This window comes from Spirosoma flavus, assembly GCF_054778555.1.
In genome coordinates this window covers 107477-129138 of record NZ_BAAGZL010000008.1, presented here as the reverse complement: position 1 = coordinate 129138, position 21662 = coordinate 107477, and the positions used below count along the sequence as shown (strand labels likewise).

The window sequence follows — 21662 nt, the reverse complement described above, 5'->3', positions numbered from 1 at the left end:
ATTTATGCGCTCGATAGCTGTTGACATAAAGGAACACCTTACTGGAAATATCCAGTAAGTAAAAAGTTGAATGACTGATTCTTCTCTGTTGTCGGTTAAATACGCATGAATTGACTCCTCAAAATTGTCTTCAACGTATGCTAAAGCAAAGCGGCTATTCTGTCAAACAGGCAAATAAAAGGGTGGGGGAAGCAATCTTAGTTCTGAAGCAGCAAACCGTTCGAAACGGCTGCGGGCCTAAGACGCAACTGGTGCTTGGTGTTGGAGTGTGGTTGAAATTTTGCGTTTCCGAGCCAGATTCGAATTGGACGTTTTTCTGAACGGTGGCCGGGTAGGAGGGAAGGGGCTGGAAACGGGACTTTTTGCGTTCAGAAAATCCGTTCAAATTAGTAGTTCACGATCTTTACTCGTAGTTGGCTTTAATTGGACGAATTGAGAAAATCAATTCTTTTGTCTGAAAGTGAAAAAGACGGACCTTGATTTCCAATCTAAATGGAGTAGATAGGAGTAACAAATTAGTAACGACCTTATTAATCGATTATCTTGTTCACAAGCAAACGCTCATTTACTTGTGTACAAAATAACGGGTGAAGCCGCTCTCGTCTCATATAAGAGCGTTTTCTGAGATTAAGAACGTGTTTAGGAATTGATAGAACTTGAGAGTCGTGCCAACTTTGTAGTCGCCAAACTACAGAGCTATAACCAAACAGTGGAAGCTACTGATCGACCCTCAATGGGCCGCAATTTCGCCTATTTTCAATGGCACCGGCCATCCGGCTCAAACGAAAGCGTAAACAAAACCCTCGTCAGATCGTCAACGTTATTCTATGGCTCTTACGGACTGGTTGCCAGTGGCGTAATTTACCCGACGAGTGGCCCAATTGGCAGGCCGTTTACCGCACGGACGGCCCCGTGCTTTTTTGATCAGTGGAAGCAGGATGTCACTTTCGAGCGAATCAATGTTGCCCTTAATCAACTAGAGCGTAAACGAGTCAAAAAAGAAGCTTATCCTTCCGCGCTATATATTGATACACAAAGCGTTAAATTGATCCCTATGATCTGTGAGTACCAGGGTATCGATGCGCATAAAAGAGTTAACGGGCGGAAGCAACAGCTTGTCGTTGATACGCAAGGCCGGCTCTGGTTAGCAGCCGTCCATTCTGCTAATCGAGCTGACGGTCAAGCAGCTGTTTCACTGATTAGCCAGATGCTTTGGCGAGCCGGAGAACGCTTAGGAAAAGTATATGGTGATCAGTCGTATAATTGTGTGTTTACCAAAGCATTGGCTGGCTGGTCGATTGATTTTGAGAAAGCCTCCCGTCCCGAATCAGTTCAAGGGTTTGTACCGGTTGCCAAACGCTGGGTAGTCGAGCGGACCATTGCGTGGAGTAATTATCTGCGTCGCATTGTTAAAGACTATGAGTATACGCTATCTTCTTCTGTGAGTTGGTTGTATTTAGCCAACATTCAACTGATGCTCCAGCGCATCTGACCTCATTACCAACTATAATTTCCCGACACGTTCTTACTTTGCATTTTCCCCATCCACTTTTTTATATTAGCTTGTAATCGAGATTGTTCATCTATTGTTAAAAATTCAGTCTACCATCAGAATGATTTTTGATGTTTTTTATGTGCGGATAAGCGGCCCAGAAAAAATTTCTAAGTAAATCATTGTCGCCATTTTCCAGTATTCAATGAGTATCTTGGACTAACAGGAAAAGATTTTGCTCAAATTCTTTTCTAGTTTTCGGTGGGGACATCCCGTATTTCGTCTTCTTCATCTTCTTTTGATTTAAATTCTTTTTGTTGACTCATTTGTGTCACGGTATTCGCCATTAGTCGAGCCATTTCATTAATTGTATGAAGGTTTACCCTTTGATTGGGCGCGTACCGGGCATTCAAAAGTCCCTTAATTGATCTTATGCTTGATTTGGAAATGTGTATCTGCCCTTTTTCTGATTTTTCCTTGAGCAAATGCATATTACGTTCGAATTCCCTTCTACTGTTCGGCATTTTTTCGGCTTTTAAATTCTGGTCTGTCGAAATTTGCCAATGAATTAGCTAATAGTCGTGTGGATTCGTCAATAGTCAAAAAATTAATACGTCTGTTCGGCAATTGTTTTGCGTTCAGCAAGCTATTGAGCATCCTGCGACTAGGCGGTAAGTGAAATGTTTTCCTTTCAATGCTTTCAGTAAGTATGTCAATATGCCTTTCAAATTCCTTTCTCTTGTTAGGTGTAATCATCTTACTATCTCCTTTTGTTCAAACACATCAATATATTTGAATTTATATCCAAAAGATACTTGCCAAATAAGCTTATACCCGGCTTTCAGCGTTTCGATTTTGTCTTTCGTTACGGTTGTATAATAACCTGTTTTTTCAGCAACCCCCTGTGCTCTATTATCCCAATTTCTTCCTTTACGCCAGTATACCGATTGAGTATTGTCTTTAAGATTTGGAATTAGAGTACTTAGAGTGGCAGTCATTACAGCCGGTACTAACTCACTTCCAGTAACATTACCCGCATATTCACTCTTGATAAATAACGGAATTACATCTTCTTCTTTCTCAGAAACACTACTAGGGTAACCATTCGCAGAAAAAGTCGGCAAAGGATAAGGGTAGCGTTTTGCAGAGAATTTTGCTACTGGGATCAGGTAGGCGGTGAGCTCTATTTTCTCTTTAATGCTTCGCCGAGATTCCGAGTGTTCTGTAGCATAGTAATTCAACGGAAGATCATTGTTAACTGACAGTTTGTCAAAAGCAATATTGCCAGTTTTAATAAAATCCTTTACCGCATTTTCAAAATTTTCGTTACTGCTATTAAACTGAGGTGTTAATTTGTTTTCAGGGAAAGTTGGTTGATAAAACCGCAATATATCAGCAACCTTCTCTCTGTTACTGAGTGTTGTGCAAGAACACACAGCAACATTTAAAGCATATCTCAAAAGAGCATCAAAATCCGAAACAAGTGAAATGTCGTTATGATCATTAAAACTTCGATCAATATACTCACTCGCTTTCCTGCTATCTTTAATGGAGAGTGGTACTAATGCTTTTACCTGTCCCACCAATGTTTCAGCAAACTGTTTGGTCAAAATATTTAACTCATTAAGTTCATATATGGAGTCGCTTAACGGTTCCAAAAATTCTTCTTCAAGCACTATTTCACCTTTGCTCTTATTAGTTGCAGCAAAAGTTCGCTCCAACTTTGCAATCAACTCATCCAGATCAGCAATGCCATTATTTTTAAGCTCGATAAGAGATGCGAGAATGGCCTCCCTTATCATAAAGTGATTAAGCTTCAATAGCTCTTGCTCCTTTTCTTCCAAAGCAACTTTCAGGTTTTCTGCAAAACTATCAGGACTTACATTTGAGAGCTGATGAATAATAGCAGCGGAGAGTTCTTTTGAAATGCTATAGCCTTCACAAAGTATTTCCTTCACTAGTGCTCGCAAAACAATGCCTGGGTTAATGGAGCCGAGCCAAACCAAGGTTTCAATAACTCGATTTTTTACAACTAATGACGGATGATTTAAAAACCAAATAAGGAATTTTAGTAAATGATCATCTTGTTCATCTATGTTTACTTTATCGGCTCCTTTATTCAGCCACTCATACCGGTCATAAAAATGCTGGTCAGTCCTCACCATCAAATTAATATGTTCCAGGACAGCTTCTAAGATCAACTGCTTTTCGTTCTCATCATTTATATTCCGAAGCAATGAAATAATTTGGTTGGCAATTACCCATTCTTCAAAATAGGGCTCATTAATAATCAGTTGTTTTATGTCTTTGATAAATTCTGCTGAGTTATCGTACGTTTCCGCAAAAAGATTTCTTATGTCATTAATTTTATTGGAATAGTTAAATGACCATACGCCATATTTTTCATCCTGAACTTTTTGCAGTGCGTCGACTATTACTTTTCTTGCACCGCTCTTATTTTCTGTTTCAATTTTCCTCTGTGCTTCTTCTCTTGCAATAATTAGATCGTCAAGGGCATCTTTCTCTTCTTGTTTAGGCGTCGAAGATTCTCTTTCATCTTCAGTTTCTTCTTTTGAGGGTTCAGTTGGCTGCATTCCAACCGCTTCTAAATACGGTTTCACCTTCTCGAAATTTGAAACACTCAATTCACTAAACAATTCCCGTAGGTACTCGTATCGAAATTCATCGCTTATTTCAGCTACTACAAAGCGAGCCAGGCGTTTAAATACTATGTCTAACTTTCCTGGATCGCTGTTTTCCAAATGGTTTAGAATACCTGCCTGAATCTTTGCATAGCCTCTAATGTATCTATCATCTCCAAGCATAAACAATTCACAGAGTCCCCAAACGATAAGGGAACCTGAATCTTCAGTATTCCGCAGCATGTCCATTATACCACTCTGCTCCTCAATTGCCCTGGCTCCTAACACATATCCCCCGCCTATGTAAGGCATATCAACCGTCCCCGACTCAGCATTAGCAATAACCGTTCGGTGATCCGGAAGCAACAAGTGCTTAAAGTACTCTATTGACTTATTTAAAAACCCGACTTTAGCCAGGTCACCGACAAACTCTTCCTGTTGCTGTTTCACATATCGTTGAAATGTCATTTCACCAGATGCGTTATGAAGATGTGCTGCGAACTTCTGCAGGTAGGAAAGATTGCCATCTTTAGGAACGATATTTGAAACAGCAGTATTGATTATTCCCAACTGAGCTTCTTTGTACCATGACGGCCCCATTGAGGTATTAATCATTTCCTTGAAAACTTGTTTAGCTCTATCATGATTCTTCAGGAGCGCATACAATTCTACTAATCTCAACAGGTATTCATTTCTTTCCCATCTATTTTCTACTGTGTTTACAATATGCTCTTCTAAGACTTTTGCTACTTTGAAAGCCGACACTTCATGTTTGACCTCCTTAGCTAATTCCCTGGCAACAACAAATAAGCTATCGGTATAACCTTCGGTATAGAGTCCAAGTTGATATGGCTTCTTATTGACTATCTGCTCAACAAAAACGGGAATATAATCGGGAAAAGCATCTATTAATAAATGAATCAGGTTTTTGTAGATGACCGGGTAAATCAACTCAGGAAGGGCATAACTTCTCTTCCAATTCATCCTATCCCTTAAGTCCGGAATTAACTTTTCAATTAAAGCAGTTAGTTTACTCTGAAGCTGTTTGACCTCTTCATTCCTGCCATCAATTTTATAACGTTTTACTTTTCCTGCCAGAAAGCATAAATGCTTAAAAACAGATTTTATACTTTCTTCCCAATTGGATGAGTAGCCATATTGTGGTAGTGGCGGATACTGGTCTACAGTATCAAAATACCCAAGACATTCTGCATTGAGTGTAAACCGATGTATGGATTGATGATTTAAGTCAACGCCATTTTCTTTTCGCAAATCGAATTCTTCGGTACCTGGAAAGACGTCTTTGTATAGGTTCTCGATGAGATCAAACCTCTTAGATCTGCCCAATAAAATATAAAGCAGAAAGAAATAATAGTCAGGATGAGTACCATATTTGTCAATCACGTATTCTAAATCCTCTATCCAGGCAGGGATATTATCAGCCGTTTTTCTTTTTGGACTTTTATCCTGAAACTCTAAGGCTTGATGAATTACCAGGGCAATAAATCCACTTGAGCGATTATCAAATTTGAACTTTTTAAGCTCTTCTTCGATTTTCTTTGTTGTTGGAGGAATATTAAAACGCCAAACAAAGTATCCTCCATTATATGCCCCAACCTCATCCTTAAAGCTGTGAACTACTTCCTCTGGGTTTCCATTATCTTCAATCAGCTTTATAGTTACTTTCTTAATATGGTCGAATTCACGAAAAGCGTTTTTAAAATCTGAATTTGAAGACAGGGTAACAGCACTAAATTTTAGTTTAATAAAACGATTAAAAGAACCAGCGTCTAACTCATTCTCAATTATGTTTCTACAAGTTTGGTTAATCGCATTCAATAAAATTTCAGCTTCTTCGTCTGCCTCATACTCATAAAATTTTTGTAGAAGGTATAATGCATCTCCATCAGCAGTGATTAGCGTTTTATTGCGTACAACATACCTTATCGCTTCTTCCGGTTTGCCTAAAGCCAATAAAGCATTTACAAGAAAAATGGCGTTTTCCTGAAAGAGTGTATTGTACCTAAAATTTACCCGCTGCGAAAGAAGCAATAAAGAAATGACTTTGTGCGCTATTCCCAATTCAGCAGCAAGACCAATGACATTTTTAACGTCTACCAAAACAATATCAGGATTAATACTATTCAATGCACAGTCATCAATCCATGCCTGGTTGCACTCGTCTAATGCGTTTCTTTTGCTTTGCTCATCTCCATGTGCCAGGTGATACACTTTTTCAGACAGACTAAAGTTTGTCTGAGGGTGTTTTTGAATGTAATCACTTATATTTTTATGTACCTGTTCGTCTAATTCAGCAGTCTTTTTATTTACAAAATCAGAAAAAGAAGTGTGATAGATATTTATTGCTTCATTGTCTCTCAACAAGTGTTCGATTTTCTTAAAACTTGGCAGGAAACTGTGTTTCGTAGCCTCGGGCTGTATTTCTGATAAAGTTTTCTTATCTACCGGTATTCTTAATCTGGATAAAGTAGCTGCAAGCCAAATTTCATCTGGATGTTCATTTATTTGCAGCCAGATTTTGTTATAATAGTTTTCTATTTCCCCGCCAATTACAGGAATGGAATTAATCCAATCATCAATGGAAGGTATTTCGTCCATTCCTAAAATATACTTGGTCAAATACCTTAGATAAAGAGGATGCCCTTCTGATTTTTCTGCCAGTGCGGCTATTTGATTTGTATTAAGTCCTTTTTCTTTTACATGCTCGGAAAGATATTTTTCCGCATTCTGAATGGAGAGTGGTGTAACCTTAATTTCTTTTGATGCATCAATTGTGGTCTGGAATACATTAGGTAATAACTCTTTTGATGTACATGATAAAATCACCTTGATGTGGGGTGGCAACTTAGCAGGCAACACGGAGAGAAAGTTCTCTATTTGGGATTCGCCAACATCATCCAACCCGTCTATAATCAAAAAGGCTGTTTTCTCTTGTTGTTGATAATGCAAGGATAACTGCTGTATCGCCTGGTGGATGTCTATTATCCTGTCATTTAATGATTTTTCAGCCTTGGGCTTAGGTGGCGGACTGTTATACAAGGTACGGTGACAAACTTCTTCTACCCATCTCATAAAGAAATCCGGTGTCGCCCTGATTTGTGTCGGAATTTCTTCGCTTTCCGGAACCTTTACAAAAAAACGGTCGCTAATAATATGATTGCCAGCCTCCAACTCCAATTGAGCAGCTAGTGTAGTTTTGCCTGACCCCGGGCTGCCACTCACCAAAAAATAGCTCCCATCAATTTGCGCTGCAACTACATCATTTATTTTTTGCAATACTTCTTCATTGGGCGTAGTGTCTGATATATCACTTTCTATCGAATCTGGTATAGCATGCCCTTTATCAATAGTGACCATGATATGGTGCTTGTTCAAGATCTCGGCAATACTACTGATACTTGTTGCGCCAAGTGTCCCTACGGTATCGTAGCCAATTACTCCTACTACATGCCCGTTCATTGCTAACGGCGAGCCGGACAATCCATCAAATTGATCGAGATTGTTGTATTGCTCACATTCTAAATCCACGTCCCATTTTGTGCCATTATTAGTCCGAGAGACGCTGCCAGTATACCTTCCACCAGATTCCACCCTTTGTGTTGGGAACCCATAAGTTTCCCAATTTTCATCGTAAGGAATTTCTGTTTTTTTTAAAGGAAGGGCAGGAATAATAGTTGCAGGTTTATTTTTAAGCTTCAGTATGGCAACATCACGATCTGATATTCTTTCCAGGATTTCCGCGTCTACTTCCTTTTCATTTAAATATAGCTTTACCGGTTGCCCTTCAGGCAGATTATGTTCAGATGTAAGTAAGATTTGTTTATCTCCTTCGGTGGCAACAAAAAAGGCTGTGCCCGACTTGTTTCCGCAAGTGACCTGCACAGTTGCTCTTTCTATTTGCTTTGGGTTTAATATTTTTTGGCTCATAATGTTAGTGTATAAGGCTGCTGATCTAAGTAGTGGATTGAGTAATTATATTTACCCGTCCAGTCTTTCCTATCAAAATATTTTGAATTAGCAGTGATATAATTAAAATATAGTTTTCTATGAAAATCCGCTTTCCTGGTAATGATGTGTGCTATAGTTTCTTTGTCCGGATGACCATGCTTTTGGCCATTAGTAGATATAAGGTACCTTTCCGAATCAATTTTATTTAACAATTCACGGCTGATATTACCAAAGCTGCCATGATGGGAAACTTTTATTAAATCAAAGATTATTGTGCCTTCGTTTTGGTATTCATTAAGGGACTGAACTATCAAGCCAGGTTGAGCATCGGCAAGAAAAAGTATTCTTTTGTTTTGAAACTGTAAAATAAAGGCAATAGAACTGCCATTTGTAGCCGTTTTGTCTTCATCAAAAGGTGTTTTTAATAATTCTTCGAGCGTTTCTTTTGTGGCGGAAATTGGCTTTGGGGATACCTTAGCCTTCTCTTGCTCCCATGACACAAGCATCTCAAATGCGTCATCATATAATTGCGAATTGCCCGAATTGAAATTATCGCCGTACCTTTTTAATTCATCAGTCCAAAGATCTTTCAGCTTTTCTAACTTTTGCTTGTCAGGGGAGAGAAGATAGATATTAGTATCAGGATCTAGTTCAATTTCTGGCCTTTGTTCAATACAAACGGCCTGATTATTAAAGTCGCTATTCCATGAATATTTTCCTTGCAGCAGTAATGCACCCACTGTTGTTCCTTGCTCTGCACTAATTCCTTGTTCTCCCTGTTTGCTTTCGCTTTGGATATATCCTCTTCGGATTATCTGTTGTAAAATTCGCTCTTGCTTTAAACTTATTTCACCTTCCTTTTGCCCACTGAGATGACGATATGTGTTATGCCAAACTTCTTTTATTGCTATAAATTTTTTGGCATTGTTATCTTTTAAAAGCCTTATTGCTCCTTGAATGTGGTCAGCGTCAATATGTGTCAGGATTAATTTTTCAAGGGTTCCTTCGTTCTTGCCAATTTTTATTAGATCATCCTTTAGATACTTTTGGAAAGTATCAACGTAACCGCAGTCAATAAGCAAATGCTTTCGCTCTTTTTCAGTTTCCCCAAAGCTTATTAAGAAACAATCTCCGTTTTTGGCTGGATAACTTTTAATTAGTATTAACATAAGAACGTGTTAGGGAATTGACAAGGACTGGTAGCCGAGTCAACTTTGTATCGACCAAGAAACAAAGTAATAACTACTCAGTGGCAACCACTGACCGACTACCAGTGGGCCGCAATTTCGCCTTTTTTTGACCTTCAGCGTAAGCGTAAACACGAATTACGTACCATCACGGATGCCATTTTTTGGATCTTACGTACCGATTGTCAATGGCGAAACCAGCCGCCTAACTTCCCCCACTAGCAGGCCGTATACTATTATTTTGATCGCTGGAAAAAGGCCGACTATTTTGAACACATTAACGCGGCCCTTAACCAACTCGACCGACAGCAAGTAGAACGTCAAAACTTTCCTTCGGTAGTAAGTATTGATACACAATCGGTTAAGCTTGCTCCCATAATCGGTAAATGGCGAGGTTTTGACGCTCACAAGAAGGTCAATGGGCGTAAACGTACCTTCGTGGTAGACACACAGGGACGGCTTTGGGTAGCCGATGTCGATGCAGCTACCCAAGGCGAAGCACCTTAAGAAGCATAGGGGTAACAAACCAAGAACGAGCGTTGCAGGTTTGTTACCCCTATGCTTTTCATTTTCTTCTACATTACTCATCAATTTCTGATGAGTATGTTTTGCCAAAATCTTCTATAAACTTTAACTGCTCTCTATTGTCACAAAACACTACATCAACAGCAGTGAAAAAAGTGCCATGATTAATAAGGTCTAAATGCCAAACAGAAATTTCTTCAAATTCTATAGCCATATTCATAGCGCACTTATCCAGTGGTGTTCCCTGTTCAAAGTAACATATCTCCAAGCAGTATTTATTAGATAAAACAAAATATATTAAGGAATCAGCGTCTACTTCGATAAACTGTTTAAATAGTTCTTTCTTGTATGTTTCTGGATTTGCATTTAACAGAAATCCAGGATTGTCGCAGCCTAAAAACGAATAGCCATTTGGAGCTGCTAATATTTTCCAATTCTTCGCATTTATTCCACTTATGAACGGCCACATTGTGGAACTAAATTTATGAGGGTCAAAGAAAATAGACAAGTGTTCTATCTTTGACTCTTCTATAATAGATTGATAATCAGTATTTTTATTGAAAGCATTTAACAATAGTAGTTTATTCTCAATATTATTTCTAATAAGTGGACTTCGCATTCTTGAAACAAAAATCCATTCAATTAGTAACTCTACCGTTTCCGTACCAATAGTTTTCTCCGAGCTAATTACTTCAATTATACGATTATAATCATTCTCAATTTCTGAGAAAGCTGTTTCGATAGAGTATGGATCTATCAAAGATGAATGATGATAATATTTATTCCTTTTAAACGTGGCGTGATTAAGGCCTATTTTTTGAATATTTTTTCTGTATTTATTCGATAGGTCGTAACAGTAGGTGAAACTTCCTTCTACTTCTGCGATTCGGAACTGATTCAAGTAGGTTCTTGGAATATAATGCTGTTGCTTAGGTTTATTTTTGCTTTTCATAGTAACAAATAATAAACGTGGTAAGTTATCAGCTATTAATCCAGTTCTCCAATTTGATATTTTCCATATTAATAAAATCCTTTGTGTTACGAGTAGCCAAAATCAACCCTTTGACTATTGATGTTGCCCCAATGAAAATATCTAGATCTTCAACGCGTCGGCCAATTTTTCTTAGTTGGACTTTCTGATTAGCATACTCTTCTAAGCATTCACTTATGGGGATTACACGCTCGGAAAATGATGCCCTCAAACTTTTGACTCTCTGAAGATTTATAGACCTTCGATCAGGTGCGCTGTTCTCAACTCCATACAGTAATTCAGCAATCGTAATTTCCGATATATAGCAGGATTGAAAACCAACCTTTTGAATTTTACTTCCTAAATCGTACTCGCCTTTGATAAAATGAATACAAATATTTGTGTCTAGTAAATACTGACTCATAGTTCTATGTCACGAGTCCCGCTAACACGAGCTGAATAAATTTGCTCTACTAGTTCAGTCCCGGATTCTTCCCCTTCCCAGCTTCCGAACAAACTATAGAAAAGCTTTTCCTTTTCTTCTTCTGAAGTTATGACAGCTTCAGGTTTCTTTTCTGAAGAGACAGTTATGGTTAGCTCGTCCTCATTTTTGAAAAGCTCTCTTATAGCCTTCATCAAGCTATCATCTACTTGATTAGGCTTTATATGGTAAGTAGTTTGCATGGTTTTATCAGTATCCGTATTTGTGTTTATTGGTGCCAATATAACGCTTTTCCATTTTATCGGGTTCTAGCCGCTTTGTAAAGGCCTCACAAACCTACTCGCTGAAGGAGCCGATACACGGCTTTGCCATCAAATTGCTTGCTACGCCTGGTTTGGTAGTGGGTTTGATTCAGCTTGTCCGCAATCTGAGCATAGGTCATGCCCTTGTTTCGGTATAGGGTAGCTAGCTCTGTAGCTTGGACATTGGCTTTGTTCGTAATAGCATTGGCTACCCGAATGGCTTCTCCTTTTTGAATGGCTTGCAAGGTCAAGTTTTCCGGTTTACCTAGTTTGAACCCCTGAGTTTTCTTCTGAGCTAGGGCAGCGCGGGTACGTTCAGAAGTTCGTTCCGCTTCATATTGAGCAAAGGTCACCATCATACCTACTGTTAATGTATTGGCATCGGGCAGATCACAAGCTACGAAGTCAACGCCCGAATCTCTCAGCGTCATTACAAAGGCAACATTACGGCTTAGCCGGTCAAGCTTGGCAATAAGTAGCTTTGCCTTATGTTGCTGACAAGCCCGGATTGCTTCAACCAGCTTTGGCCGCTCACTCTTTCGGCCAGATTCGATTTCAGTAAATTCAGATCTGATTTGGTCCCCTTCTCGCAGATACCGGCTGACAATAGCTTGCTGATCGCCCAGGCCCAAGCCGGATCGTCCTTGCGCTTTGGTCGATACTCGATAATAGCAGATGTAATTCATGATACGCTCCTTACCGAAGGTAGGTGTTCCACGGCTGGTTGAATCAAATATAGTGCTTTATGGCGTTTTATAAACGAGCGTCTATAAAATGCCATAAATGATCAAAACAACATTTTACCAGCGAATTCGATATGTAGCTAGGATATAACCTTTCACTCTGTGCAAGTATCTTTGTCATTCGTGCCTAAATTGATTCTTATATACATCATGGATGTGGAGTTAAAAAAAGAACCTGCCGTATTTATCTCATATAGTTGGACAACCCCCGAACATGAGGACTGGGTGGTTGAATTAGCCAAACGTTTGGAGTTAGCAGGTTTTCGTGTTGTACTCGACAAGTGGGATTTAAAGAGAGGACATGATAAATACCATTTCATGGAGATGTCTGTTAAATCTCCAGATATTGACAAGGTTCTTATTATTATAGATAAAGGCTATACCGAGAAGGCAGACAAAAGAAGCGGCGGGGTCGGAACAGAAACATTGATAATCAGCCATAAGATCTACGAAGCGGTTGATCAGGAAAAATTTATTCCTATCGTACGGGAACGTGATGATAAAGGACATCCATATATGCCAGCTTTTTTAGCTGGACGGGTCTATCTTGATTTTTCTAATAATGATGAATTTGAAGAGGGATTTGAAGATCTAATGAGGGATATTGTCAACAAGCCAGCTCATAGAAGACCTAAACGGGGGACACTACCTAAATTCCTTGTAGAAGAAGATGAGGAGACAGATAGCTTTAAAACAAGCTATTTAGTTCGTGGAATTGATATATTACTTAGTAAAAAACCAGAACGTGTTAAATTAGCAATTGAGGAATTTTTAGATGAATTCTATAAGGTTTTTATAACTTTCAAGTTTAAAATCCCTAAGCCTGAAGAACTAACTAACTTATTCTGTGGTGAGCAAATTATCAATTTACTGAATGAGTACAAAAATTTACGAAATGATTTTATATCTTTCTTTGATAAAATAACCAAAAATGGCCATGAGATTGATGTGGACATTTTGATAAAGTTTTTTAATAAGTTACCTCAGCACGCACAACATACCGGAAGTGGTTCATATTATGAAGTACAGTTCGACCATTATAAGTTTATTATTCACGAGCTTTTCTTAAGTTTGACAGCATTATTATTAAAAAACGAGAAATATAAATTACTTGAAGAGTTACTTTATTCTAAATATCAAGCGAGTAGCTCGAATCCATATTTTACCAGTAAACGATTAGCGTTTGGCTTATTTTATAATCCGATTAACTCAATCGATGTTTATTACAAACGCCTGAAAAACATTGACTATAGCTATCCAATGGGCGTTCTTTTAGTTGAGCGTATCTCAGAAATAATACCTAAAAATATACTTATTTCGGCTGATGTTCTTTGTTATTTCATCTTCGAGTATAATATTAAAAGTAATGTTGATAACTATTATGATGAGCGGTGGGTACCCTTGACTTATCTAAGTCAAAACTATGTCGATCTTGAATTTTTTACTCAATTGGTTTCTAAACGATATTTTGATAAAGTCAAAGGTTTGCTTGGCGTAGAAACACCACAGGAATTAAAAACAAAATTATCTGAAGAAAACGATAAAAATTTTATAGGTTCCAGAGCTTACCGTGATACAATCAATATTAATCAGATCGTAAGACCAGAAACATTGGCAACTGAACGATAAAAATGTGTTAAGGAAAACTCTATGTATTAACCAAAATTTTATTACTTTTTGCTTGGTATCTTTCTCTGAATTATTTTATAGCTAGCTCTGTACTAGAATTTCCGCAATAATTCCAATTCTACCCAAGACATTTTCAGAGGTCAGTACGGGTAGCTGATTATTTCATGTTGGTTTCAGCCTCTCCTTTCAGCCGGTCGCCGGTTTGCCACATGGTCTTACCGTAGCCGCTCGGCTTCACTGATAAAAATTTTCGCCTTAGCTAACAGCCTATTCTCCGCCTAAGATCTATTTTTTCAACTTATCGCCAATTGAAATGACTCGGCTTTACCACTAATTGATTAGCTATTGAGGGATAATGGGATATTATACCCTCCTCTGTCATCCTGTCAGTCTTATTCGATCTATAATTTCTAATGTAACAAAGCCATGACGGTCGTTATTGGATTTGAACTTCTTTACTACCAGTTGTCAACGCCAATCAAGTATTCTATTGATAATCAGAATTTTAAAGATTTGGATTTTCCATCGATGAACAGCCCTAACGATTAGTTATTAGCTATAGCTGATAGGTTCAGCGAAAGCTCATATAATTGGAAAGGGAGGTATGAAGTAGATACACTAATTCTATTATTCCCCTTTCTATCCCCCTTGGGTGGTAAACGCTCCAGTCAATTCACTTTCCTAATCTCAGTCGCACTCAGGGTGATGGTAAATTCGCGTCGTTGGCTGTTCCAGCAGTGCACCCGCTGCCCATATTGACTGATCACCGGAACAGGCCAGTCAATTTCACCGTTAGCCGCAACTAATTCCTGAGCAGCCTGCGGGTCAATCAGTGTAACCAAGTCGTCAAGCTTAAACTCATGGTTTTTCTTCATGAAGTACTGGAGATACGAGTCTGCTAATTAATTTATAATTCAGAATGGTTTTGCCGTTTCGTATGGCATCGGCGGCCACCGTTGCGCGGCCCAGCGCAACGGCAAAGTAACCCCTTAATGACCTACTTCGCATCCAGTATACTTCCCGGATGCTGCTCGACCGAATAGAACGTAAGCACCACACGCGCACCAACGGCGGCAATTCTGGCCAGTATATGGGTCGAAAGATGCTGACTGAACACCCTGGGCTCCTCTCCGCACTGATAGCCGATATCGAATTCGCGACGGGTGCAGGCTGCCCACAGCTTACGGGATGGCTCGTCCAAGCCATCAATTGCCATGAGCATGACACCGATATTCAGGTCAGGTTCTGAGCAGGATCCACTTGTCTCGAAGCTGGCCGACCACAAGCCGTTCTGCGCCGGTCCAACGTGAAGCGAGTAGAGCACGCCATGCCTCATCAGAGCCTCGGCCAGTGGAGCCAAGTCATAGGGAGCCAACAGGAAAAGATCGGTGTTAATGTAGTAAATTTCGCGTTTCATAAGAGTTGCTCACCGTCGTTTACTAGTACAGGCACTGAGCCATAGTGGTAGCGATTGTACTACGTTTGTTCATCGAGTTGGGCAGAACTATCCCTTATTACTTTTATTAATCAAAGAATTATGGCTGATTCTATACTGTCTATTCATCAAGCCGCTTAACACTCATGGCCAAAAACTCTTGACCTCGCCGAGTCTAATAGCCCATTTGATTCAACCAAAAAAATGGTGTACCTTTCTTTGGCTAAGTACATTGGAGCTAACATACCAACATTTAAAAAATGATATGGTAGATAGCAATTATGATTACCATACCCTTCAGCACCAATTAAAACAACTATTAGGTGATAGCGAAATCTATGCAGTGGTATTAAACAATGGATTTGACCCTTCGTTTGTAGCTTATTGCACAAAAATAAGGGACTCGGTTGTTGATGAAAAGAGAATAATTCGTAATAAATAAATGATTTGAAATAAGTCATGCGAAGAAATTATCATTGACAAGCAACTAATCTACTTCTTTTGAGCAAGCGTTTTGATAATTATCGTCAAGAAAAAATATTTTATAATGGCGTATATTAAATCTAATGCCTTAGCAAGACCTGAATTAGGCTTCAAATATTTTGGATCTCTATTAAATAGATCCATTGTGTATTGATAAACGATATTGGAAAATTTTAACCGCGACTGGCGGATGTAATCAAAATCATCATTTTTTTCTTTTATATTTTTCTTAATTTCATATAATGAACTGTTAATAAGCTTTATTAGTAGTTGTTTTTCTATTTCATTTTTGTCAAAAAGCTTAGGATCAAAAGAATAAATTCCACTTGCAATGTAACTCGAACTGTCACTATGCACCATTAAACGCCCTATAGTACTTGAATTTTCACTATCACTACCAATGTAAGAATACAGAGTATATTTATCGTTTTTAATGCCAAGTGCATAATGATTAAATTTTAAATGTTCGTCAGATTTTATAGTTGGGTTAATCTTTATATAATTTATTTTCGTCTGATTAACAGATTGTAAAACTTCACTGAAAATATTTTTATCGACCTGTAACCTTGTGGAGTCAAGTTTAAATTCACTATATACAGAAGCTGTGTCTGGACTAAGAACTATATAACTTTTTGGGTCTAGTATTAATAATCCATAATTTATATAAGCGAAATTTAATGAAACTAGAACACCCATGAATGTCAATACCATAGTTTTCTCTATTTCATTTAAAGATTTGCCTCTTGTTCGATAGTAGTATCTTTGAAGAATTAGGACACCCCAGCTAGATAAAACTCCTAATAAGGTGAAAATAGGATTATTTTTTAAAAAAAGTGTTGCTACAAGAAGCCCAATAACGAAACCTGGTACTGTATAAGGTTTAGATCTTGGGTTTAGTCCTAAGGTATAAAATACATTTGATAGCGAAAAGAGTGGTTCTTTTTCTTTATTACTCTCAGAATTTTCCACGTTTAAATATGTTATTTATAAACCAAGGTTTTTTTCAAAAATAAAATATAATAGATAAATCAAAAGTGATATTGAAAGAATTATGACCTCGGTTCAAGCAGTCTCAAATTATGTTTACATTTTATATAAACTTTCTCCGAGAGGCCTTTGATACTGGAACTTTGATAAATGGTCTGCACTGCAAAACGGGGCTAAAATGAAAATAGGGAAATTGGTGGTTAGGCAAGTATCTCGTCAATGACTAAACAAAGCTAATTTTGATTACTTTACTGGGTTACTTGCCCAATAATTAGCTTAAAAACTTACGTCTCACAAATTTCAGGGGAAGTAAAGGAAACGGCCGTTTTCTTTACAATATTCAGAATCAGTATTTTATGGGACTATTTTCATTTTGGGGGCCCGTTTTGCACTAAAGACCTAATTCACTTATTGATTATTTGGTGAATCCATCAACTCAATGACCCGTTGCACTTGCATTACTCGAAAGGGCTTACCTCGTCGGGTGCGGAATCCATTCTCGTTCAAGGTTTGAGCGATCTGAGTCCAGGATTGGCCCGTTTGGCGTAAGGAGCGCACCAGGGTAGCCGCCCGGCGATTGTTTTCATCCTGGCGGGCAGCAAGCTGGCGAACTTGTCGGCTTTTGGAGATAGCCTCGGCCGTTAGATTTTGGGGCGTGCCTAACTGAGCGCCCTGCCGCTTTTTCTCAGCCAGTGCTTTGCGAGTCCGCTCGGCGATGACTTCGCGTTCGTACTGGGCCATGGTGGCCATGACGCCGATGGTAAGTGTGTTGGCCTCCGGCATATCGGCGCATACAAACTCAACGCCCGAATCCCGTAGGGTAAAGATAAAGGCTACGTTGCGAGTCAGCCGGTCTAGTTTGGCAATCAGCAACGTTCCTCCATTTTGTTTACAATAAGCGATTGCTTTCAGTAACTCGGGGCGGTTGTTCTTCTTGCCGGATTCGATGTCGGTGAACTCAGCTATTATTTCCCCTTTACTATATATATACGAACTGACACTGGTACGCTGAGCCGAAAGGCCTAGTCCGCTAGCGCCCTGGCGTTGAGTAGAGACCCGATAGTAAGCGACGTACTGTTTGTGTCCAAAAAGATGTTCCACGGCACAAAAGGAGAATTCTGGGGTAAAGATAGATGTTTTTCACATTTAACAAACGGTCGTTTAATAAATGTGAAATCCATGACTCGACATTCTACCTACTGTTATAAAGATATATAAATCAATTAATTTATAATTTAAGATACTTCTTCTACTAGTAGAATAATAGGAGGGGAGAGAAAGAATATACTATAGAGAAAGAGAGTTAATCTGGCCACTCTTCTAAGCCAGCGGCAATGCGCAAAGCTCGTTGCACATCTTCCCAATAGTAGCCGCTATCATAACCCGTCGATAGGCGATCACAGATGCTCAAGAAATCAGTGGCGTCTTCTAGGCGCTGTTTCTGGATCTTTATCAAATCAGCTTGCGGAGTTGGTTGATCAGGTTGCACTTCCATGCCCCAAAAGTAAGCGATAAACGAAAAAGCCCCACTGGGTTGACCAATGAGGCTGAAGAAACGTAACAGATATAAAACGCCCAACTGAGAAATTTATTGTTCACACTGAAACAGAGATGGGCCTATTTATCACTTTTTTTTAGGCCCTGATTTCAGCGATTATTATGTCAATTCCCATTACCAAAACAAGATAACCTATTTAATGTGTGCAAGTGGTAAGACGACCTGCATGGAAAAACGGGGCCACCGTGGCACGGCCAAAATGCGGTTAACCGCACAGCTAACGGCCGGGATGCAACCGTCCAGTCGGACTGCCCAAGTAGCCACCCCAAAAGTCAACGCTTAAAGCTAATTTTATTCCCCTTTATTTATGTAAAACCCTTTGCCCATGGTGGACGATCTACTACCCTTGCCTCATCACTCCTTGATGCGGAGTTTCTTCCAGCAGAGCCATCTTCAGCACGTTTCCATTATTGGGTTATTGGCACTGGCTTTCCAGACTCGCCTGCTAATAAGCGAACCGGAAAAACCCCTTCATGAAGATATTTCTCAACTGGGTTGGCCGCCCCCCTATATGACCCAGCTGATGGATGAATTAGATGTAAATTCAGCGGAGCTAACTCAGTATGCTCAATTTGGTAATGATTTCTGGAGTTCTCAACTCAAACTGATGCCCACCTTTCAACGCACGATCGTTATGGGGCTGGCTACGATCATTCTTACCCCGTCGGGGAGCAACATCAATCCCAACCGATATACCCCCTGGCTTCGATACTGGGCAAATGAACTCAATATCGATTATCTTACTATGTCCCATTGGATGGAAGCTCAGGGGAGCAAACAGATCAATTATTTATTGGCTCGGGGCTTTAGACCCAGTGAATTTTAACAGATTTTGCGCGATTGACGGATTTCAGTAAGAACCACACCGTCTCTGCTACACATCTTTTCTAAGGCAATGGATGTTCTTTGATCGTTGTAGTTGTGTCTGGCTAGGGTATATAGCTAACCTTGCCAGCTAGTCTTTGAGCTTATATTTCCATTATTACTTCACCTTCTAGGAATGACACCGAAGCAAATTCAACGGCTGGAGAAAAAGATTGCTGATATCAAACGAGCTTTAGCTGCCGAAAAACGAAAGTTTGGTGGCTATGATGACTCCCGAGGATTGCGCTATTTACCCACTCGGTATTATCTTCAGCTAGGCGATTATAAAGGGGGAGTAACGTATACCCGATGGTTCGCCAAAACATTTCCTGATGACATTGGCTTACCCGATTTTCTGTTTGAATGGACAGTACTGCTCTTCAAAGCCGGTAAATTTGACCAAGCCAGGAGTAAGGCCTGGCAAACCTTCTGTTCGAATACGTATATCTTGGATAAATTTCTAGGCAATCCAGCCCCGCCCATCGCTAAATACGAGTGGTCCAATCTGGCTCAGGAAAGCTTTACCGATCAGTTTCCCTATTCGCAGCAGCAAGCCGAACTACAGGATTTTAGTCAGTGGTTAGTCGAGCTGATTTCAACGGATTTATTCAAAACCTGTAAAGACCGCTACATAGCCATTCAGCAACGATTGGCCATTGAGAAAGATCAGGAAACTCGGCGCTATTTATTGAAAGAAGCCCATCAGCTAGAGGAGCGGTTTTAAAGTAATGCCCATTGATTCATAAACTCAACTAAAATGTGAGATTTTGAATTTGATTCGTGAGATAACATTTTGAGATTTCATCTTATTTAGATTGTCTTTTCAGAGACAATCACTATCTCCATCTCAGAAATAGGGCGTTTAAAAAGACGGTGACTAATAAGAGATTAAAGAGGCTGAGGTGCTCCAGCAGTAACCTACCAGAAATCAACGGGCTAATGCTAAACCGTAATGCTCCATTGATTTATACTATTATCGGACTTTTTAGTAGTTTTAGCTATTCATACCTTTAAAATCATACTTGATACATGTTCCTACTTTTCCGCACCCTTTTATTTTGTTCACTGATAAGCCTACTGGTTTCCTGCTCTAAAAAAGATGATCCTGTTTCTCCCAGCTACTCCCAGGCCCAAAAAGATTCAGCGACATTGACGCTACGCCCTTTCTCAATTGCGCTGAAAGACCGATTTCCTAATGATTATGGCAGCGGCCTGACTTTTCCCGGTCCCGTCAAGCGCATCACGGTATCCGAAGGAGAAGCTAAACTAAAAGCCTTCATCAAAGACCCTGCTCAACAGGCCGAAGCTTTACGGCTCTACGCCGATGTGCAGGTAGTCAAACTGATGCCTGACCCTGAAGTGAGGGCGGGTATGGCGGCCATCAGTAGATACAAAGCTGGGCAGGAGGTGATCAACAGGCTTCTAACCGGCAAAACCTCTACTGGATTGCCACTTTTTAAGTTAGTCACACGGGGTACACTTCCAGACGGTGTTTTTGCTGAAACAAATATATCCGCAAATGGACAATATACTATAACGTTTAATAATGCGATCACTGCTGACATTGGTTTGGGAGCTGAACTTCCACATGAAGTTTTACATGCACACGAGTCGCCTGATAAGGATGGTAACAGCACTTTTGAAGAAGGTACACTTCATTACATCAATGGAGCCATGCACGCGCTGATGGTGCAGGATGAGCCCAGTTTAGCCGAGGCAGGTAACCCTTACCGGGAACATATGAACCGTGAAGCCATGCTGTTACTCAACGGCGGGCCAGGCGCGGCTCTGGGTTTGCTAGGTGCCAATACTAATCGGGGTTTATTACCCGAAGGGAAATTCTTGTTTAAATCTTTTAAAGAGTATGTAGTAACTGGTTACCCAACAAAGCCCTCATGGAAAAGCACTTCCTACGCGCCTGACTTTTTTTACCAATTTAAACAAACCTTGTTTGGCGAGGCCAGCAGTAAAAGTCAGTTTCCCAACTTTAGCGAAGCGTTTTTTGACGATTTAGATCGGATAGTGCGGAAAAATACTTCTAAATCTGCCAGTCAATCCATCAATGATGTATTCGGTTACTCCCAACGAATACAGATGATGAAGGTGTTGGGGGCTACTATTCCGTCCTCGCCATTATAATAGGCAGATCACAAGCGAAAGGATGCGCGTCGCAAAACTCAACCCGCTAGTATGTAAATATGGGAAGTGCATCCCTTTCTCATATAACCCTCCTGCCTGAGACAAAAAGAAATTTGCGTATCTGTAATTCGGGCGTTTTGCGAGATAGTGAATGATTTTGAGTTTAGTGAGTCAACATTTCAGATGAAATCCTGTATATCATACTTTATGGACTGTTCCAATCCCAACTTTACACCTCTAGTTTTGAAAACTAGCCTTACCAATGATATAGGTTCTATGGGGCAATCCAACCCAA

At 39.6% G+C, this 21662-nt stretch carries 20 protein-coding genes; 7 read left to right on the top strand and 13 right to left on the bottom strand.

Annotation, left to right across the window (positions count from 1 at the left end; genetic code table 11):
• The first annotated feature begins 759 nt into the window (after positions 1 to 759).
• Together ACYVF1_RS29175 and ACYVF1_RS29170 are read left to right on the top strand one after the other, a co-directional pair.
• The gene (locus ACYVF1_RS29175) at positions 760 to 924 is read left to right on the top strand and encodes a transposase (protein ID WP_461085686.1); all 165 of its coding nucleotides are present in this window, start codon (positions 760 to 762) and stop codon (positions 922 to 924) included.
• A 130-nt stretch (positions 925 to 1054) separates the two neighbouring features.
• A complete protein-coding gene (locus tag ACYVF1_RS29170; RefSeq protein ID WP_461085684.1) occupies positions 1055 to 1492 on the top strand; it encodes a transposase in 438 nt (145 codons plus the stop codon).
• A gap of 251 nt (positions 1493 to 1743) precedes the next feature.
• Here ACYVF1_RS29170 and avs1c (ACYVF1_RS29165) read toward each other — a convergent pair whose 3' ends face one another.
• The 4 genes from avs1c (ACYVF1_RS29165) to avs1a are packed head-to-tail and all read right to left on the bottom strand — an operon-like array spanning position 1744 to position 9272.
• Positions 1744 to 2016 (bottom strand): AVAST type 1 anti-phage system protein Avs1c, encoded by a 273-nt coding sequence (gene avs1c / locus ACYVF1_RS29165; RefSeq protein ID WP_461085682.1) that lies wholly within the window; start codon positions 2014 to 2016, stop codon positions 1744 to 1746.
• A complete protein-coding gene (gene avs1c / locus ACYVF1_RS29160) occupies positions 2003 to 2248 on the bottom strand; it encodes an AVAST type 1 anti-phage system protein Avs1c (RefSeq protein WP_461085680.1) in 246 nt (81 codons plus the stop codon). Before avs1c (ACYVF1_RS29160) ends, avs1c (ACYVF1_RS29165) begins: the two co-directional genes overlap by 14 nt.
• The gene (locus tag ACYVF1_RS29155; protein ID WP_461085678.1) at positions 2245 to 8082 is read right to left on the bottom strand and encodes a S1 family peptidase; all 5838 of its coding nucleotides are present in this window, start codon (positions 8080 to 8082) and stop codon (positions 2245 to 2247) included. The genes avs1c (ACYVF1_RS29160) and ACYVF1_RS29155 overlap by 4 nt, the downstream gene beginning before the upstream one ends.
• Positions 8079 to 9272: an AVAST type 1 anti-phage system MBL fold metallo-hydrolase Avs1a gene (gene avs1a, locus ACYVF1_RS29150; RefSeq protein WP_461085676.1), complete on the bottom strand. Its 1194-nt coding sequence runs from the start codon at positions 9270 to 9272 to the stop codon at positions 8079 to 8081. The genes ACYVF1_RS29155 and avs1a overlap by 4 nt, the downstream gene beginning before the upstream one ends.
• Before the next feature lie 45 nt (positions 9273 to 9317).
• Here avs1a and ACYVF1_RS29145 point away from each other — a divergent pair, with 45 nt between their 5' ends.
• A complete protein-coding gene (locus ACYVF1_RS29145) occupies positions 9318 to 9512 on the top strand; it encodes a transposase (RefSeq protein ID WP_461085674.1) in 195 nt (64 codons plus the stop codon).
• Positions 9513 to 9870: 358 nt separating this feature from the next.
• Here the strand turns inward: ACYVF1_RS29145 and ACYVF1_RS29140 are convergent, their stop codons facing one another.
• The 4 genes from ACYVF1_RS29140 to ACYVF1_RS29125 form a co-directional block, all read right to left on the bottom strand.
• Positions 9871 to 10767 (bottom strand): DUF4238 domain-containing protein, encoded by an 897-nt coding sequence (locus ACYVF1_RS29140; protein WP_461085672.1) that lies wholly within the window; start codon positions 10765 to 10767, stop codon positions 9871 to 9873.
• A gap of 28 nt (positions 10768 to 10795) precedes the next feature.
• Positions 10796 to 11209, bottom strand: coding sequence for a PIN domain-containing protein (locus ACYVF1_RS29135; RefSeq protein ID WP_461085670.1), 414 nt, complete (start codon positions 11207 to 11209; stop codon positions 10796 to 10798).
• The gene (locus ACYVF1_RS29130; RefSeq protein ID WP_461085668.1) at positions 11206 to 11469 is read right to left on the bottom strand and encodes a hypothetical protein; all 264 of its coding nucleotides are present in this window, start codon (positions 11467 to 11469) and stop codon (positions 11206 to 11208) included. Before ACYVF1_RS29130 ends, ACYVF1_RS29135 begins: the two co-directional genes overlap by 4 nt.
• A gap of 86 nt (positions 11470 to 11555) precedes the next feature.
• Positions 11556 to 12215, bottom strand: coding sequence for a recombinase family protein (locus ACYVF1_RS29125; RefSeq protein WP_461085667.1), 660 nt, complete (start codon positions 12213 to 12215; stop codon positions 11556 to 11558).
• 207 nt (positions 12216 to 12422) lie between these two features.
• Between ACYVF1_RS29125 and ACYVF1_RS29120 the strand changes: the two genes are divergently transcribed.
• Positions 12423 to 13901, top strand: coding sequence for a toll/interleukin-1 receptor domain-containing protein (locus ACYVF1_RS29120; RefSeq protein ID WP_461085665.1), 1479 nt, complete (start codon positions 12423 to 12425; stop codon positions 13899 to 13901).
• A gap of 668 nt (positions 13902 to 14569) precedes the next feature.
• Here ACYVF1_RS29120 and ACYVF1_RS29115 read toward each other — a convergent pair.
• The 5 genes from ACYVF1_RS29115 to ACYVF1_RS29095 all read right to left on the bottom strand — a co-directional run bounded on the left by ACYVF1_RS29115 (position 14570) and on the right by ACYVF1_RS29095 (position 18385).
• Entirely contained in the window at positions 14570 to 14776 is a 207-nt protein-coding gene (locus ACYVF1_RS29115) for a hypothetical protein (RefSeq protein WP_461085663.1), read from the bottom strand.
• A gap of 122 nt (positions 14777 to 14898) precedes the next feature.
• The gene (locus tag ACYVF1_RS29110; RefSeq protein WP_461085661.1) at positions 14899 to 15276 is read right to left on the bottom strand and encodes a hypothetical protein; all 378 of its coding nucleotides are present in this window, start codon (positions 15274 to 15276) and stop codon (positions 14899 to 14901) included.
• 552 nt (positions 15277 to 15828) lie between these two features.
• Positions 15829 to 16788: a hypothetical protein gene (locus ACYVF1_RS29105; protein ID WP_461085659.1), complete on the bottom strand. Its 960-nt coding sequence runs from the start codon at positions 16786 to 16788 to the stop codon at positions 15829 to 15831.
• Positions 16789 to 17214: 426 nt separating this feature from the next.
• Positions 17215 to 17907: a recombinase family protein gene (locus ACYVF1_RS29100; RefSeq protein WP_461085657.1), complete on the bottom strand. Its 693-nt coding sequence runs from the start codon at positions 17905 to 17907 to the stop codon at positions 17215 to 17217.
• A gap of 202 nt (positions 17908 to 18109) precedes the next feature.
• Entirely contained in the window at positions 18110 to 18385 is a 276-nt protein-coding gene (locus tag ACYVF1_RS29095; RefSeq protein WP_461085655.1) for a hypothetical protein, read from the bottom strand.
• Positions 18386 to 18689: 304 nt separating this feature from the next.
• Here ACYVF1_RS29095 and ACYVF1_RS29090 point away from each other — a divergent pair, with 304 nt between their 5' ends.
• The 3 genes from ACYVF1_RS29090 to ACYVF1_RS29080 all read left to right on the top strand — a co-directional run bounded on the left by ACYVF1_RS29090 (position 18690) and on the right by ACYVF1_RS29080 (position 21367).
• Positions 18690 to 19190, top strand: a complete 501-nt coding sequence (locus ACYVF1_RS29090) for a hypothetical protein (protein ID WP_461085654.1) — start codon at positions 18690 to 18692, stop codon at positions 19188 to 19190.
• Between the two features lie 174 nt (positions 19191 to 19364).
• Positions 19365 to 19952 carry a hypothetical protein gene (locus ACYVF1_RS29085; protein ID WP_461085652.1) on the top strand — a complete coding sequence of 196 codons (588 nt, stop codon included), beginning with the start codon at positions 19365 to 19367 and terminating at the stop codon, positions 19950 to 19952.
• A gap of 305 nt (positions 19953 to 20257) precedes the next feature.
• Complete coding sequence (locus ACYVF1_RS29080) at positions 20258 to 21367, top strand: hypothetical protein (protein WP_461085650.1); 1110 nt, start codon at positions 20258 to 20260, stop codon at positions 21365 to 21367.
• The last annotated feature ends 295 nt before the right edge of the window (positions 21368 to 21662 follow it).